The organism is Faecalicatena sp. Marseille-Q4148 (genome assembly GCA_018228665.1).
Taxonomy (GTDB): domain Bacteria; phylum Bacillota; class Clostridia; order Lachnospirales; family Lachnospiraceae; genus UBA9414.
On sequence record CP073692.1, the window covers coordinates 2,953,427 to 2,968,886 of the forward strand.

Sequence of the window (15,460 nt, forward strand, 5' to 3'; positions counted from 1 at the left end):
CTTGATTGTGCCTGTAACACAATACGGAGTTTCATATTTTCGATTCTTACTACACCGCACTGACCCACAATTAAGTGTCCATACATTTCTATATGGTAAACATCTAGACCCGTACATTCGCGGTTTTCGTCAGTCCGTCGTGGACATTCTCACCATAGATATTTTATAGACTCCCGACGTGTCATCTGCATACAGTACCTCTACCGCACTTTCGACAGCTGTATTTCTACACTGTTTCGGCAGACTTCCGCCGACTTTATCGAGCTCCAGACCCCAACCATTACAGTCGGAGCCGGTCGAAGTATCAGAGAAGGCATTTCAAGGCGTTACCCCATCATTCTACCTTTCGAATTATCAGTTGTTACTTACCTCGTAAGAAGGTAAGTCCGACGATTTTAGCATCGCATGGCCATAAGTCCATGAAGTTTTACCCTCATAGAGCGATGTTTGTGCGTCAACGTGTCGCACCAAAGATGTTCTCGATCTCCCTGGAAGCCAGCAGGTCCTTCACATTCTGCGTTAAACCGCTGGGAATCCCGCCCCATTTTCTGAACCGTTTCCATATCTCTACACTGAAACTTCCGGTCTGTCCTTTCAGCAGGAGGTGGAATTCGTCGATATAGAACCAGGTCGTCTTATGCTTGGAGCGGTTGGCCGTAACACGGTTCCAGACCGCGTCCTGCATGATAAGAAGGCCGATCTCTTTCAGGGCCTTTCCCAATGACTTCAACTGGAAGCACAGTACCCGGTGGTGATCCATCTGGATATTGGAACGGTGGTTAAACACATTCAAGGAACCATTGACGTAGATTTCCAGCGCCGTGGCGATATTCTGCGCCTCCGGTTCGCTCTGTTTGCGAAGGAGGTCGTACAAATCCCCCAGGATTGGCATGTTTTCCGGGCGCGGGTCCTGCAAATAGTCCCGGTACACAAGCCTTGTGCAGCGGTCAATGATCGTCTTTTCAATAGGGGAAAGCCCCTCCTTGCCGCCGATGATAAGGTCACACAGAGACAGGATAAAATCACTTTTCAGGGTGATCGGGTTTTCATCATCCGAATAGTCCAGGTTTATATCCATCGGATTGATGTAGTTAGTGGAGTTAGGGGAAATGTCAATGACCTGCCCCTGAGCTCCAAACTGCTTTACCAAAGGCCCGTACTCATTTTCCGGGTCTGCTATGATAATGTCGTCCTCCGTCAGAAGGAACACATTGACGATCTCACGCTTGGCAGAGAAAGATTTGCCACTGCCGGGCGTACCCAGGAACAGGCCGTTGGGGTTTTTCAGGTTCTTGCGGTTCGCCATAATCAGGTTGTTGCTAAGGGCATTGAGACCGTAATACAAAGCCTCGCCCTCCTGAAACAGCTCGCAGGTGGTAAACGGCACGAAAATGGCCGTGCTGCTGGTGGTAAGACCCCGCTCGATCTCGATCTGGTTCTGCCCCAGGCATAGAGAGGACATAAGGCCCTGCTCCTGCTGGAAGTCCAGGCGTTTCAGGGCACAGTTGTATTTCTGCGCCACACCGGAAGCGGAAAAAATATCCGTAAACAGCTTTTTGCGCTTCGGGGCGATATTCTCCACCAGAACCGTCACAAGGAACATCCTTTCATTCCGGCTCTGCAAATCCTGCAGGAGATTTTTCGCTTCTTCCCCATAAGTGGCAAGGTCGGTAGGTATGATGTCCATGTCATAGCCGGAGCGGACCGCTTTCTTCTGTTCCTCAATCGTCATCTTCTGCAAATCAGACATCTTGCGTTTGATGTTCTTGATCGCCTGGGCCTGGTCGATAGACTGGATATGCAGGTTGATTGTCACGGCGTCATCCAGGTCAAGCAGTTCCGCCAGCAGCCGATCCGTCAGCTCCGGGGCCAAAATCTGCAAGAAGGACACCGCGCCGGAATGGTCGCCCACCCGGAAGGTCTTGCCGTCCTGGGAGAAGGAGAGACCGGAAGGGGCGATATAGTCCTTTGTGGAGAGCCCGGTTTTCGGCAAATCCGACCAGTTAAAATGAAGTTTCTCCTGGCCGTCCGGGTGGAGCTGGCTGTGCAGAAGCTCCAGACGTTCCAGCCCGTTTAAGGGCCTTGCCTGCACGCCCAGGGCTTTGAAGTTCCCCAGCACGTCCGTTTCGATCCGTTCCAGACGCATTTTCGCCGTGCGAAGGTCCTCCGCTTCAATCCCGAAGGTGATGTATTTCCGCTTGGTAAGGCCGTTGTTGCCCTTTTGGAGCTGGTTCTTTAACATATCCGCGTACTCCCTGCGGATTCCGTCGTACTCGTCGCCACGGGCAGGAATCTCTATGCTGTGAACAAAGTCCTGCATATTGGCCCGCTGGTTGATGAAGGTGAGCTGCACATGGATCGAGGCGTCAAAGTAATTGAGAAAATCGCAGTAGCCCTCAAAAATCTGCGCCTTGTCGTCCGCCTGCGCGAGCTGGTAGTTAATATCAAAGAACTGCACCGTCTTGGTGTAATAATTGCCGCTCACACGGCAGATACCGTCCCGGTACATTTCCTTATAGGGAATACTCTGCTGGACCGTCTGCGGGGCGTCCGCTTTCAGCCCGGAAAAAAAGCCGGGCTTTTTCTTCGGCCCGGCAGGAGAGGCAGTTTTACTTCCTGCCTTTCTTGCTTCGGTGCGGGTCTTTTTTGCCTGCTTTACGTTTCTTTGCAGACGTTTTTCCTGCGCCTCCTGCTGTCTGGTTTTTGGCAATCTGTGATACCTCCTTTTTGGATATGGATTTGTAGAAGTTTTCTGTCCGGTAAGGGCGGTCCTTCGGCCAGAGCTTATAGCGGAGCCGGTTCCTTAACAGCTTTTCCGCCGGCTGCCCGTCCTTCTCATACATGGCAAAGAAGAAAAAGGGCATCATCAGGCCGATCATAAGGAGCACCGCCGCCGAATTGCCGATGGCGCCGCGGGTAAGGAAATATACCGGCAGCCCCACCAGCGCGGCCAGACTGAAACAAATAAGCTGGCGCTTTGTCAGGCCAGCGGCTACTTTGGTCTTGACTTTGGTTAAGTCTTTGGGTACGGGTACATAAGGCATTTCGTTGTCACCTCCGATCTGCGAGAATCTTTTTTATCCGTTTTGCGGCATTGTAATACTGCAATCCACTTCATTGCCCCATACATCCCAGCCGGGGGTCTGCTGCCTGGCAAAAAGCTCCACCCTGGGCTGATCTCCCATGAGCTTTATGATCTTGTCCCGCACTTCATCGGGTTTCTTGCTGTGCTGCTCGATATGGGAGATCACAAACTGGTGGATTCCCGCACACTGGCGTTTCGGGTGCCCGCGTGTTGCCAGCAGACATACCTCCGCGTTGGAGCGGGTCCAGAAGCCCATCCCATAAAACCAGCTATCGGCTTTCCGGTTCTGCTTCAGCCACAGAAACGCCAGGGTCTTATAGTGGAAGCCCCATGCCTCAATCACCCGGAACGCCTCATTAAGCTGCGGGAAGGTGGCCCATAGAAAAAGCGCACTGTCTTTGGCCGCAAGGTCTGCAACCGGCAGTGCGCATATTTCATCCATGCTCATGGTGGGGTAATGGTTTTCTGCCACGCCTTTGCCGCGCTTCATGTCATAGCGCCAGGGCGGGTCCGCGTACACAATGCCATATTTCTTAGCCTCCGCCATCAGCGGGCCTGCTCACTCTTGGCAGGCGCGGGCTTTGCCGGCTGCGTCTTGACCTTTCCGGCATTTTCTTTCAGGGCGCCGGTCAGGGAAGGCTTTTCTGCGTCCCTGGTCGCTTCAAGGGTGGCCTGCAAATTTTCAATCGCCTGGCCGTACCCTTCGATCAGGGCGTCGTTGAGCTGCCTGCGAAAGTCCGCCGTCACCGGCCAGCACACATCCCTCCATTTTCCCTGCTTATCCTGGGTGGAAGGCATGTTGACATACAGGCCGTTCTCGCCGGAGCAGATACGGAAGCCGTCGATCTTGAAACAGTCGCCAATCGTCACGTTGGCAAAGGCCAAGAGGTTCCCCATCGGGGCAATCGGGCGCACGGTTACATCCAGCTTCAAGCTTTCGGACGCCTGAGTGTCCGGCTGCATGGGTTCGGTATTGGTTTTACTCATAATGAAAGTTCCTCCTTGTTAAAATGTAGTTGTTACCCGCTAATGCGAGTTGAATATACTTTTAGATAACGAGCCTGTCTTAAAGAGGGCGAAGGCCAGCAGTACGGTATATCCCGCCGTGCCCCAGATCGCACCGTGAATATCGCCGGACGAGGGGATCGACTGGACCAGCACCGCGTAGATCGCGACGCATACCAGAATTAAGAACCCCTGGAATCCCAGAGCGAACAGGGAACGAAGGTAATTCGTCCCCATCTGTCCCCATTCACGGTTTGCCATTGTGGAAAACGGTATGGGTGCCAGGCTGACCGTGAGATATATTTCAATCATGCGGCCATAGACAATGACAAAGATCACAATAGACAGTACCCACATACACAGGTTGATGATGTTGGTTTCCAGCCATAAGCCGATCAGCTCCCACATCCCCATTGCTTCAAGCTGCGTTTCCAGGTCAGCCAGCGCCGCCGTGACATCCAGGTTCCCGTTTATCACGCCGGCGCTCCGCGATACCACATTTTGGGCGACATCAAACACCGCCATGACAATCGTAAAACAGTTGGTAAGCAGGTAGGTGGCTACAAAGGTCTTGAAGATCCACTTGAAGATGTTGAACGTATCAAAATCGTGCATGTTGTTCTTTTCCAAAATCATCTGAATCAGCTCATATACCAGCACAAAGGTCAGGATCATGCCCGCAATGGGAATGACGACGGTTTCAGAAAGATTCTGGATCATACTGAACACGCCGCCATTCCAGCCCTGCGGGGTCTGTCCGACCTGCCCGGCCACATCCGCGACCTGGCTGTTTACCGATTCAAAAATACTGGTGTACTGCCCGGTGATCGCTTCGATCAGGCCCTCTTTGATCCAGTCTGTTATCCAATCAAACAGACTGCCCATCGGCTATTAACTGAACAGGCCGGACAGGAGCGGAATCAGCGTGGCACCCACCAGGGCGATACCGCCGCCCGCCATAAGCTGCTTGATCCCCTGGGATTTTGCACCGGGGTTGTCGTTGCCGTAACCTTCCAAAAGGTTGATGACACCCCATGCGCCGAGACCCGCGCCCAGGGCGATCACGAGAATTTTCAGCGTGTCAATCGCGCTTGTAAAAAAAGCCATAAAGTTAATCCTCCTTAATGTTCATAGAATTTATTGTTGTGGCCGCATTGGGCCGGAAACGAAAAAAGCCGCCGCCATGTTCAAATAGAAAACCTACAAAAACATGACGGCAGCATAAGGGGCAGGACAAGACCTGCGGGGGATATTCAGTTGTCAGGGAGAATCACGAATCCGCAATAGGCGCCTCCTTTCCAAAGGGTATAGAAAAACCCGCCATACAATAAGGAAATGATACGGCGGGTTTTACGCGCTTGTCTGCGCTGCCAGTTCTTCCGGCGTGATCTCATAGTTGGGGTACAGCTCTCTGGGACGTACAGGCAGTCTTGTAGACAGGTATTTCTCTATGTCAAAGGCGTTCTTTTCGTCAAAATCCGAAAGATATTTGTAATTCGGGTGTTTGGTAATGTCATACTTCCGGGACAGGAAGGGACGCACGCCCCTGATCTGCAGGAGGCATTTTCCGCCGTCCATCACCGCAAGCTCGTCAACGGACATCAAATCTTTTCCCAGCTTTTGAAAGTTCTGCCCGTGGGATTCCTGGGTGCCCTTCGTGACGCTGGTGTTATATAGATCAATGGTTTCTTTCCCCAGCAGGGAGTTCCAGCTTTTCAAGGTGGTTTCCTCCTTACCTCCCAGGAAAAGAGAAGAATCACAGTTGCCGATGATCGTGTCCATGTTGTCCTTATAAAGCGCTTTGAGCTGACTCTGGGCCTGCAATACCAGGCAGGCGGATATTTCCCTGGAACGGATCGTTGCCATCAGCTTTTCCAGGTTCGGGATTTGGCCTATATTGGCCGCCTCGTCGATCAGGCACCGCACATGGACCGGGAGCCTGCCACCAAATTTATCATCCGCCCGCTCACAGAGCAGGTTGAATAGCTGGGTATAAGCCATACTGACAAGGAAATTAAAGGTCGCGTCCGTATCACTGATAATAAAGAACAGCGCCGTTTTCCTGTCGCCCACCAGGTCAAGTTCCAGCTCGTCATACATGGTGATCTCCCGGACTTCCTTAATGTCAAACGGGGCAAGCCTGGCGCCGCAGCTAATTAAGATCGACTTAGCCGTCTTGCCTGCGGCCAGCTTGTATTTTTTATACTGCCGGAGGGCAAAGTGATCCGGGTCTTTCTGCTCCAGTGCGTCAAACAGCAAATCTACCGCGTTCTTGAAAGTCTCGTCATCCTCCCGGACCTCCATAGCGTTTATCATTTCCACCAGCGTGGAAAAGTTCTGCTCATTGGAGGGCGCTTCATAATAGATGTAGCCGATCAGCGCCGTATAGAGCAGTGTTTCGGCCTTGACCCAGAAATCGTCTCCCGATTTCCCTTCGCCTTTCGTGTTGGCGATCAGCACCGTTACCAGTTTGAGAATGTCCTTCTCATTGTGGATATACGCAAAAGGGTTATAGTGCATACTCTTTGAGAAATTGATGGTGTTGAATACCTTGATTTTATACGGCTCATACACGATCTTACCATTCTTGCCACGGACCGGCTTTCCGTCCTTATCCAGCTTCGGTGTGCCCCGGCTTAACAGCTTTCCAACCTCAATCAAGACCGTGCCCTTCGGATCGGTAACGACATAGGAGCTGTGCATCTGCATGAGATATGAGGTAGGCACCCTGCGCCTTGCTGACTTTCATCAGTAGGTTTCAGGGAGCCGCCTCCCAAACCGGACGTACACCTCTCAGCGTATCCGGCTTTCCATGAATCACCTTGATTCTTTGGTTTCGTGTAAGAGTTCAAAGCAGTCAGGGCAGAGAGCCAGAGATTTTCTTCTCATTTTCAGCATTTTCTGCTCAAATATATCCCTGCCTTTCAGCGATTTCAGCGTTCTTACGTGGTGCATACATAAATAGTCTGCATGTTCCCCGCAAATCTCGCATACTCCGGCTTTTATGCGGTTTACTATCGTGTGCCTGCTGTCATATTTCCTATAACTCGGCATAACGTCTGCCACATTGTCATAGCCGTCGCTGTGCTTTCTGAATCCATCATGGTAAAATTCGCAGTATTTACGTCCCTTAGTTGTATCGTATGGGATTCTCAGTACTCCGTTTACCATGTGCCGCTTCTTAATAACACTGACATTCGTTCTGTGCTTTCCTGCCAGAGTTTTTAACATGCTGTACCGCACCATGTAGTAATACTTGTGCAATGCGCCTACGTTTTCTGCTATCCGATAGAAGTTATATAACCCTCGAATTTCGGAATTGAAAGTAGACACAATCTCTGCGTCGCTGCGGTTCATCAGGTCTTTCCTTGGCATAGGCCGCCACATTTCTTTGCCTGTGTCATTGTTGCGTTTCACCTGTATCGCTCCCCGTTCCATCGCTTTTTTAATCCATTTTTCTTTCGGCATATACAGGAATACTTTTCCATACCACACCCGTTTCATGTCGCCGTTTTTACAACGCTTCATGTTCTTGGAATGGATTACTTTGAAATCGTACCCCAGATAGCGTACCGGCTTACTGGAATGGGTGACTTTCGTCTTTTCCTCGGACATTTCCAAATGCAGTTTTTCTTGGAGAAAGATTTTTACATCTTCCTTGATTTTTTCTGCGTCCTTTTTGGAGCCGATAACGCCGATTACAAAATCATCGGCGTAACGGTTGTACTGGATTTTCTTGAAGCCTTCCTCAAACGGATTGTAATAGTGCTGATTCATCTTCTTCCTTCTGGAATCCTTAAATTCTTTTACCAGTTCAGGAGTTGATTTTTCTGCGCCCATTAACGCTTTACGTGCCTTTCTGTATCTCCGGGACGCCCGCTCGTATTCTCTGGTCGTCCTTCTGCGTTCTGGCTCGCAATCATACTTTTCTTTGTATTCCTGCATATAGTTGTCCAGTTCGCTGAGGTAGATGTTTGCACATATCGGACTGATACCGCTGCCCTGCGGAACACCGGAGTAGGTGCAGTTGTACTGCCATTGTTCCATATATCCGGCTTTCAGGAACTTCCAGATTAGACCGATAAAAGCCTCGTCTGAAATCCTTTTCCGCAGTAATTCAACCAACACATGATGGTCGAAGTTATCAAAGCACGCCTTAATGTCTCCCTCGACAATCCATGTAACACCTGTGAAGTTTTTCTTCACTTGCGTAAGTGCCGTGTGACAGCTTCTTTTTGGTCTGAAACCGTGTGAATTGTTGCTGAATGTCGGCTCATAGATTGCTTCAAGAATCATTCTGACCACTTCCTGCACTAACTTATCATCAGTAGAAGTGATTCCCAACGGGCGAAGTTTCCCGTTCTTTTTAGGAATGTACTTTCTTTTTGCAGGCTTTGGCTGATATGTCCTGTTGCGTATGGATTCAATAATCCGGTTAATTCTCGGCAGGCTCATGTTGTCCAGCGTCTGCCCGTCTACCCCCTGCGTCATGCTCCCCTGCGATTTCGCAATGTTCGCATATGCAAGGAGATAGAACTCTGGATTGTATAGGTTGCGATATAATCTTTCATATTTGTAGTTACTTACACTTGCCTTTTCTTCAAGGCTTTTCAAGACATGAATCGGATTTCTCATAGTGTCTCACACACCATCCTTTCTGTTTTGAAAATGATTCACTGTTCCCCTTTGCCATGTAGACGGCTTTCCCGTCCGCAGACTACTATGGGAACTCTGTTGCCATGGTGAATATTCAGAACCCCGCATTTCAGCGTTTTCATAGCCTTTCGGCATTTCACTTTAGGCAATCCCCGTTTAGTACGGTATAAACAAGCGTTCCACGTTGTCGGTATGTGACGTTCGCCTTTTTCCACTTTCCCGTGGCTGAACCTGCTCCGAGTATCAGCAGCCGCATAGCCAAACAATGCGACTGTCAGGAACACTGACGAGTACAACCTCTCTACGTCAGGGGTACGCTCTTGGTCCCGATTTCAGGCTGTCATTCAAGCAGTCTAGCTTCCATCCTCATACGTGGATTTTCATTCCGTCACGCCGGCGCTTCTGAGGCTTCAGCGCCCCGTGTCCTCCGTCATGCTATGGTCGCCCTCCGGTTTCCCTTTTGGGGTAAGACGGGGAATGATAGGTTGCGGCACAATGCCGCTTGATACTTTTACCTACTACTTGCTCAAGGTAGGATTTATACCGCCCTTACGGGCGCACTGGGCTTGATAAAAAACCTCGTTTTGCCGGAGCCGGAACCGCCGACCACCAGCACATTTTTATTCCGGGCGTTGGCCGGGTTCTTCGGCCTGCCGGACATCATAAGCCCCTCGCTCTGCGTCAGAATGATGTTGTTTTCCGGTTTTTGGTCCATAAACGGTGCAATATCCGTTTTGCTGCCCCAGCGGGCAGAACCGTATTCCACATTTTTACGGTACTTTTTTGCGTCCTTTCCTTTGAGATACACCGCCAGCCTCATAATGACCGCACCGCAGAGCCCCACCAGCCAATCCAGCGCCGCACCGGGCCACATGCTCTGAAAGGCCAAAGTGAAGCCTTCACTTAGCCCCAGCAGTTTTTGCGAAGCATCCGCTCCGGGAGCCAGCCGTACCGTCTGGCCCAGCTTTGCGAATACCAAAAGGAACAGAAGGTAAGGCAGGTGGAGGATCACCTGCTTTTTCAGGGTGACCGTATCTATCTTCAACGCTCCGGCCCTCCATGCTCCTTATTCTTTACCTTGTCACGGCCAAGCGCCTGTGCCAGCTCTTTGAATTTGGCAAGCTGGGAAAGCAGCGACGGCCTGGTGCTACGGGCAAGGTCTTTTCTTGTATATTCCTTAAATGCCGCGGTCAGGGCGTCCGCCTGGTTTGCCTTGAAATACACCGTCCATTTGGGCGGATCCGTGCCGGGGTCTTTTTCAATGTGATAGCGGACCTCATGCTTTTTGGCGATCCGTTCAAAAGAGCGAATCCGTCCGGTCACTTCAATGGTACTGGCGCCGGGGTCCCTGGCGGTCAGCCGCTTCATGCTGTTGCGGCCAACTTTCGGGGTATTGCGGCTATGCTCCATCTTTTGAAGCGCGGCGGCAATGGCCGCTTTCAGCACCCGCCCGGACAGCTTTGCCGCCTGGACCGTGACCGACATGGTTCTTTGTTCAATATCTTCCTGCACCTACATCCTCCTTCCTGAAAAAATATAGTCTGTTCATTACCGTGCCTCACTTAGTACCTGCTGGCGCGGGGCGTGTTCGTGGGCTTTTTCCGCCTGTTCGATCTGAATCCGGGCGTGCCGAAGGAGCGTCTTAATCATGGAAGCCGGTTCTTTCACTTCCGAAAGGTGCTCCGTCATGCCTTTGCACTCGTCTGGCAGATAATCCGCCATTGCTTTACAGGCATCTTCCAGACTTCCGATGAATCCCCAGCAGCTATCCGACAGCTCGCCGTTTTTATACAGCTCAAAGCCATAACACTCACCCCGGAGATAGGCGTCATACTCAGCAACCTCGCCCCTAAGCAAATCCTCGGCTTTTTTTCGGAGGGCGCCGGTCATTTTCTCCCCGCCGAACTCTTTCAGCACATCCTCTTTGGAAACATACACCCAACCTACCTGCCCGCTGTCCCAGGGATCGTGGAAACTCTCTGTCTGCATGGCAAGGCCGCTGTGGTCCAGAAGGTACAGGGGCATCACAACGTATTTTTCAGAGATCACCCGGAGCATGGCATCATCCACGGCACGGGGGTCGGGGTGGTCGCCAGTCATTTTCCGGCTCCAGACCATATTTACCATGCGCTCATAGCGTTCCGTGCCGCGCTCATTGTTGCCAACGGTGTTTAAGTACATTTCCCGCAGAAAATCGTCCTTGTCAATATAGTTGTGGTGGTCGCCCAGGGCATAGCGGGGGTGGAAGCATACCATTGTCCCGAAGTTGTCATTAACTTCACGAGGGCTGATCAGCATATCGTCCGGCTGCACCATTAAGGCATAGGGTTCCTGTTCTGCCATCAGCATAAGCCATCAGCTCCTTTCCGGTTCTTTCTTTTTCTCCGGCGTCTTAGGTTCTGCCTTTGCCGCCTGTTTCTTAGCGTCGTCAAGCAGCTCCCGCAGCGACACATCCCGCTTTGCCTCCGGCTGCCGGGCGCCGCCCAAAAAATCCGGCACTTCCTTAAACCCAATGCTGTCCACATAGTAGGCGGTGTCGCTGCCTTTTTCGTGGAGCACTACTACATCAGAGACAGAAAGGGAATGCCCCTTAAAATCCTCCGGGTGGTCGATGTTAAAGCGGGTATAAATATCTTCCAGTGTTTCGCCGGGCGAAAGCTCCGCCGCATAGACCATCTGGTAATTGTCCCTGTCTACCGGGAGCCCTTTCTTTTCCAGCCAATCAAGGGACATAAAGCGCAGGTCATCGGTGCTGTCCGATAAGTCAAGCTGGTAAATGGAGTAGGCGCTGATCCCGTATTCTTTTTCATAGGCGGCAATGCGATCCAGCAGCGGCCCGGCCTCGCCGTTCAGGTGTTCCTCCTGAATGACAGTTGCCATCCTCATGCGTATCTTTCCGGTCTGCCCGGAAAGGAGTTCGTCCGCCATGCGTTCTTTTTCCTCATGGAAAACGGGGTGCATATCCGCATAAGCGTCACTGTACTGCCGCAGGAACACATCCAGGTCAAAGGCCAGGTCCGTGGACTCGTCCAGCCGCATTTCTTCCCGCTGTGCCTCCTGTGCGGCCATCTGCGCCCGCTGTGCCTCCTGTTCTTCAGGGGAAGGGACCGGCTGCTTGACTGCCAGGATTTTCCCGGCAATGCGGACAAACTGCTCCGGGTGCTCAAACTGCTGCCGGTATTTCTCCATAAGGTCTGCTGGAAGGTCTGTAAAATCTTCCTCGCCAAGCCCGCAGAGAAAGAAATTCCCTGCAACAATGTCATAGATATTGCCCTCGTCATCATGGAGAGCACGGTTCAGGGGAAGCCCCATGTATTTGCCTTCCTCGTTACAGATCAAGGCAACCGGGTCATCGTAAGGGTAAACAGCCTGAATGTCCCCGCCGACAGCGGCCTGCAATGGCTCCAGACCTTCGCCAATTTCTGCCGCATAGGGGACTTTCCCAGGCTCCACCATTAAAACTTTCATAACTGCATATCCTCCTTCTTTTTATTCGGCTTTGCCTGCCGCCTGCCTTCTTCCCGTTCTTTCCCTGGCTGCGTTTTGGAAGCGGTAAGCCTGCTTACGACAGAACCCTTCGCCGCATTCTCCGCCTCAATCTCTTTTGCGGACAGCCTGCGAAAACTGTCTGTGTCCGGGATAAGGGCAAGCCCGCTGCCATTGTCCCATTTCACATGAATCTGAGACTGGTCATCCACATAGTTAACCGTTCCCCTCATTCCTGCCGGAATCGGTGCAAACGGATCATCCATCCCAATCAGTTCCAGCCTTGTACCGGGAGGGTATGACTGCCGGTAAGATTCTGCCATGCGGCGGTTCTTTTCCCACTCATTCATAAGCTGCTCCTTTCTTCTGACTGATATTTTTCTCCCTGTCGGACCGGCTGCCCGGATTCTTTTGCGTCCAGCTTCGCCGCCGCCAGTTTCCCCAGCACGGAAGGCTTTTCCGCCTTTTCGGGCAAAGAAATATCGCCCTCCGAAACCTCGGCGGCGGTGTGCTCTGCCTTGACCGGTTCCTGGCCCTCCACGGTATAACCGGGAAGGAGGGTACCGTGAACGGTAAAGTGGTGCTCATATTCTTTTGGAATCTGCGGAGAGATTTCTGTAAACAGGTGGGAGTAGGCTTTCTTGCGCCCATCCAGGTATTTCATAGCGGCGGCTTTGTCGGTATAGCGTTTCTGGTTCTGCCCGGCGATCTTTTCCCCATATCCCTCCTTCGGGGAATTCACATACACATCCCATGTCACATACCAGGCAACCGGGACGCTTTGCTTCGTTTCCCGGTCATATTTGGTATCTTCCCAAACGCTGCATGTCATCTTATAGACACGGTTGCTGATTTCCTCGGCGTCCCGCCAGTTGCCGGTTTTGCGCCATTCATTTCCCGTATGTGCAACCTCCGGGGTCCGCAGGTATTCCAGCGAGCGGTTCAATTTCTGTGTGACTGCCGCCTGCTGTTCCCATTGTTTTGCCGCCGCCTGCACGATTGCAAGGGCTTTCTGCTCGCCGTCTATGCTGTCCTGACGCAATGCCTCCAGTGCATCCGCACCCTGCGTAATCAGGGAAGATATATCCACATCCTCACAATATACGTTGTGCTCCAATTTGAGCTGGCTGCCTTCCGTTAGATAGTCAAACCGGTAAACCTGATAATCCTTGTTTTCTTCCAATGTTTCACCTCCTTAAATCTCCGGCGCGTGGGACTTTTTAGGAGCCGCCTGCGCCGGGGTACTTTTTTCTGCCGATCTTGCCGCCGCAAGTTGCCCGATCACCGAAGGGCGTTCCATCGTAAATATGGTAATCTGCTCATTTTCAGCCAACGGTACAGCCTGCACCGCAAGGGGCAGCGTTGTTTCCGCATGGGTAAGGGTGTGCTGCAATTTCAAATCTGCCACGATCTCGTCAAACACCGCGTTGATCGCCCTGCGTTCCTCACCCTGGGGATAGGCTTTCAAAACCTCTGTTTCCCCGGATTTATCCATGACAAGGGCTACCGCGCAATCCGCATGGCCGGCCAGATAATCAGAAGCATAGGGCAGCTTATCCTTGATATAACAGGCAAAAGCCCTGGCCGTCATTTCCGTGTTGCTGTCCCAATAGCCGCCGTCTTTCTCGCATTCTTTTCCCATTTTTACGGAATTGCGGTAGTAGTCGGTCTCTGTCCGCCCGATCTGCGGGGTTTCCTGTTCCTGCATCCTGTGAAGCATCCGCTCGAACATTTCCAAACGTTCACGATCACTTTTGGGAATCACATGGCCGCTGACGGATTTCTTTAAGGCGCTGATCTGATCCACAGAACCGACCTCCCCGGAAAGGAAAGCGTCTTTTAATGCCACATACTGTTCCAGCGTACTTTCATTGCCGTACCGCTTCAAGGAGCCAAGCACCGCCGAATCCAGCCAGCTTGCCGCGTTTTTCTTTGTCCGGCTGTTCTGTGCCTCGGTGCGTTTGGCCGCCTGCTCCGGCGTCTCCGGTTTGTACTTCATGGTATCAATGAGCTTTTGGAACAATGGGTAAAGGCGGGGCTGTTCTGAGAGCATCCCTTTCGCGCCCATCTTTGCCCCCAAATAGTCGTCAAAGCCGTGCCACCATTCATGCGCCAGGGAACCGGCCCCGTGCATCTTCGTAAGGTTGATGACCTTGCGGAGCGGTTCATAATGGGCCGCGGCGTTGCCGCTGCCCCTGGCACCGAAAGCGATAGCAAGCGTGCCGCCAAAGGCAATATCCTGATCGCTGATCTGTAAGGCAGCCGCCAGGTCTTTCAGTGCTTCAAATCCCATGTTCAGGGACGCCTGCCGGTCATTCTGGTTCATCCAGTTTCCAAATTCGCCGCCCCGGAAGCCGAAAGTGTCAAGATAATGCTGTCCGGTGATCTCCTGACCGCTCCGGTAGTCCGGCCCGGTCCGTCTCACATGCGCAAGCTGCGGAGGGGTAAACCGGACCTTTCCGCCTTTGCTCCGCTGCCGGGCAAAATCCTGTACCCATTTCAGGGCTGCCTCACGGGATTCCAAATTTGTCTGCAAAATGGAATAGCCTTTCGTCACATAATAGGTGCCGGGTTTCCAGTCGTTATTTCTGGAATAGGTGTTTTTCCCGTCATTGAAGTGGATCGCATAGCCCTTTGGCATCTTCTGGTCTTTGGAAACGCCAAACTGTTCCTGCTGCGCCTTTTGCGTGAAATCCCGGTCAAAGTGAGAAGCGGAGCGGATATGTAAGGCCTGCACCAGCTTATTGGTAATGACCGGGTTATCCAGGGATTTCTTCGTAGCGCGGTAATGGGTTCCGCTGGCCCAGCCCTGCACCTGCTCCACATATCCATTTTGTATCAGAAAGCGGTCATAGGCTTGCATAGCGTCATCCAGTGTGCGCACATCCTCGATCACGGCCTGTAGCTGCCGGACGGTCTCAATATATTCCTCCTGCCTGGCACGCCTGAGCTCCGGGGTTTTGTCACTGTACCGGTATTGGGGAGAAGCCCCCAGGCTGTCCCGTGCCTTTTTGATGAAATAGACAACGCCGAGGGGAACGCCATCGTCAAGCATGGCCTGATAGTCCGGTTTCTTCCAGACATTATCCTTCTTGACGAATTTCTCCGCCTCCCGCTCATTCATGGCGCCCAGGTCGTCTACATACAGGCCGCGGTCTTTCCAGAGGTCTTTTTTCGCACCTCCGATCTTTTCCCCAAAATCCTCATGCTGTAAATTTTCTGCCAAAC

The 15,460-nt window shown here is 52.0% G+C and carries 14 protein-coding genes and 1 pseudogene; all 15 read right to left on the reverse strand.

The genetic code is table 11. From position 1 onward, the window contains the following. Window positions 1-469: 469 nt before the first annotated feature. The 15 genes and pseudogenes from KFE17_14285 to KFE17_14355 all read right to left on the reverse strand — a co-directional run bounded on the left by KFE17_14285 (window position 470) and on the right by KFE17_14355 (window position 15,458). A pseudogene (locus KFE17_14285) lies at window positions 470-2,710 on the reverse strand (ATP-binding protein). Then, the gene (locus KFE17_14290; GenBank protein ID QUO31955.1) at window positions 2,610-3,044 is read right to left on the reverse strand and encodes a PrgI family protein; all 435 of its coding nucleotides are present in this window, start codon (window positions 3,042-3,044) and stop codon (window positions 2,610-2,612) included. The pseudogene KFE17_14285 and the gene KFE17_14290 overlap by 101 nt, the downstream one beginning before the upstream one ends. A gap of 33 nt (window positions 3,045-3,077) precedes the next feature. After that, entirely contained in the window at window positions 3,078-3,632 is a 555-nt protein-coding gene (locus tag KFE17_14295; protein QUO31956.1) for a DNA methyltransferase, read from the reverse strand. Beyond that, on the reverse strand, window positions 3,632-4,072 hold the full coding sequence (locus tag KFE17_14300) for a SpoVG family protein (protein QUO31957.1): 441 nt from the start codon (window positions 4,070-4,072) through the stop codon (window positions 3,632-3,634). The genes KFE17_14295 and KFE17_14300 overlap by 1 nt, the downstream gene beginning before the upstream one ends. A gap of 39 nt (window positions 4,073-4,111) precedes the next feature. Then, entirely contained in the window at window positions 4,112-4,975 is an 864-nt protein-coding gene (locus KFE17_14305) for a hypothetical protein (GenBank protein ID QUO31958.1), read from the reverse strand. A 6-nt stretch (window positions 4,976-4,981) separates the two neighbouring features. Next, complete coding sequence (locus tag KFE17_14310) at window positions 4,982-5,197, reverse strand: Maff2 family protein (GenBank protein QUO31959.1); 216 nt, start codon at window positions 5,195-5,197, stop codon at window positions 4,982-4,984. A 243-nt stretch (window positions 5,198-5,440) separates the two neighbouring features. Beyond that, window positions 5,441-6,817: a type IV secretory system conjugative DNA transfer family protein gene (locus KFE17_14315; protein ID QUO31960.1), complete on the reverse strand. Its 1,377-nt coding sequence runs from the start codon at window positions 6,815-6,817 to the stop codon at window positions 5,441-5,443. A gap of 90 nt (window positions 6,818-6,907) precedes the next feature. Continuing rightward, window positions 6,908-8,725, reverse strand: coding sequence for a group II intron reverse transcriptase/maturase (locus KFE17_14320; GenBank protein QUO31961.1), 1,818 nt, complete (start codon window positions 8,723-8,725; stop codon window positions 6,908-6,910). Window positions 8,726-9,284: 559 nt separating this feature from the next. Then, window positions 9,285-9,791: a conjugal transfer protein TraG gene (locus tag KFE17_14325; GenBank protein ID QUO31962.1), complete on the reverse strand. Its 507-nt coding sequence runs from the start codon at window positions 9,789-9,791 to the stop codon at window positions 9,285-9,287. Beyond that, complete coding sequence (locus KFE17_14330) at window positions 9,788-10,258, reverse strand: PcfB family protein (protein ID QUO31963.1); 471 nt, start codon at window positions 10,256-10,258, stop codon at window positions 9,788-9,790. The genes KFE17_14325 and KFE17_14330 overlap by 4 nt, the downstream gene beginning before the upstream one ends. Before the next feature lie 36 nt (window positions 10,259-10,294). Further along, window positions 10,295-11,095, reverse strand: coding sequence for a hypothetical protein (locus KFE17_14335; protein QUO31964.1), 801 nt, complete (start codon window positions 11,093-11,095; stop codon window positions 10,295-10,297). 6 nt (window positions 11,096-11,101) lie between these two features. Then, on the reverse strand, window positions 11,102-12,214 hold the full coding sequence (locus tag KFE17_14340; protein ID QUO31965.1) for a DUF3846 domain-containing protein: 1,113 nt from the start codon (window positions 12,212-12,214) through the stop codon (window positions 11,102-11,104). After that, window positions 12,211-12,582 (reverse strand): DUF4314 domain-containing protein, encoded by a 372-nt coding sequence (locus KFE17_14345; GenBank protein ID QUO31966.1) that lies wholly within the window; start codon window positions 12,580-12,582, stop codon window positions 12,211-12,213. The genes KFE17_14340 and KFE17_14345 overlap by 4 nt, the downstream gene beginning before the upstream one ends. Continuing rightward, window positions 12,579-13,415, reverse strand: a complete 837-nt coding sequence (locus KFE17_14350; GenBank protein QUO31967.1) for a hypothetical protein — start codon at window positions 13,413-13,415, stop codon at window positions 12,579-12,581. The genes KFE17_14345 and KFE17_14350 overlap by 4 nt, the downstream gene beginning before the upstream one ends. Window positions 13,416-13,427: 12 nt before the next feature. After that, complete coding sequence (locus KFE17_14355) at window positions 13,428-15,458, reverse strand: hypothetical protein (protein ID QUO31968.1); 2,031 nt, start codon at window positions 15,456-15,458, stop codon at window positions 13,428-13,430. Window positions 15,459-15,460: the final 2 nt, after the last annotated feature.

Coding starts and splice junctions, on each gene's coding strand:
- KFE17_14290 (QUO31955.1), bottom strand. CDS start 3,044: ATGCCTTATGTACCCGTACCCAAAGACTTAACCAAAGTCAAGACCAAA.
- KFE17_14295 (QUO31956.1), bottom strand. CDS start 3,632: ATGGCGGAGGCTAAGAAATATGGCATTGTGTACGCGGACCCGCCCTGG.
- KFE17_14300 (QUO31957.1), bottom strand. CDS start 4,072: ATGAGTAAAACCAATACCGAACCCATGCAGCCGGACACTCAGGCGTCC.
- KFE17_14305 (QUO31958.1), bottom strand. CDS start 4,975: ATGGGCAGTCTGTTTGATTGGATAACAGACTGGATCAAAGAGGGCCTG.
- KFE17_14310 (QUO31959.1), bottom strand. CDS start 5,197: ATGGCTTTTTTTACAAGCGCGATTGACACGCTGAAAATTCTCGTGATC.
- KFE17_14320 (QUO31961.1), bottom strand. CDS start 8,725: ATGAGAAATCCGATTCATGTCTTGAAAAGCCTTGAAGAAAAGGCAAGT.
- KFE17_14335 (QUO31964.1), bottom strand. CDS start 11,095: ATGCTGATGGCAGAACAGGAACCCTATGCCTTAATGGTGCAGCCGGAC.
- KFE17_14340 (QUO31965.1), bottom strand. CDS start 12,214: ATGAAAGTTTTAATGGTGGAGCCTGGGAAAGTCCCCTATGCGGCAGAA.
- KFE17_14345 (QUO31966.1), bottom strand. CDS start 12,582: ATGAATGAGTGGGAAAAGAACCGCCGCATGGCAGAATCTTACCGGCAG.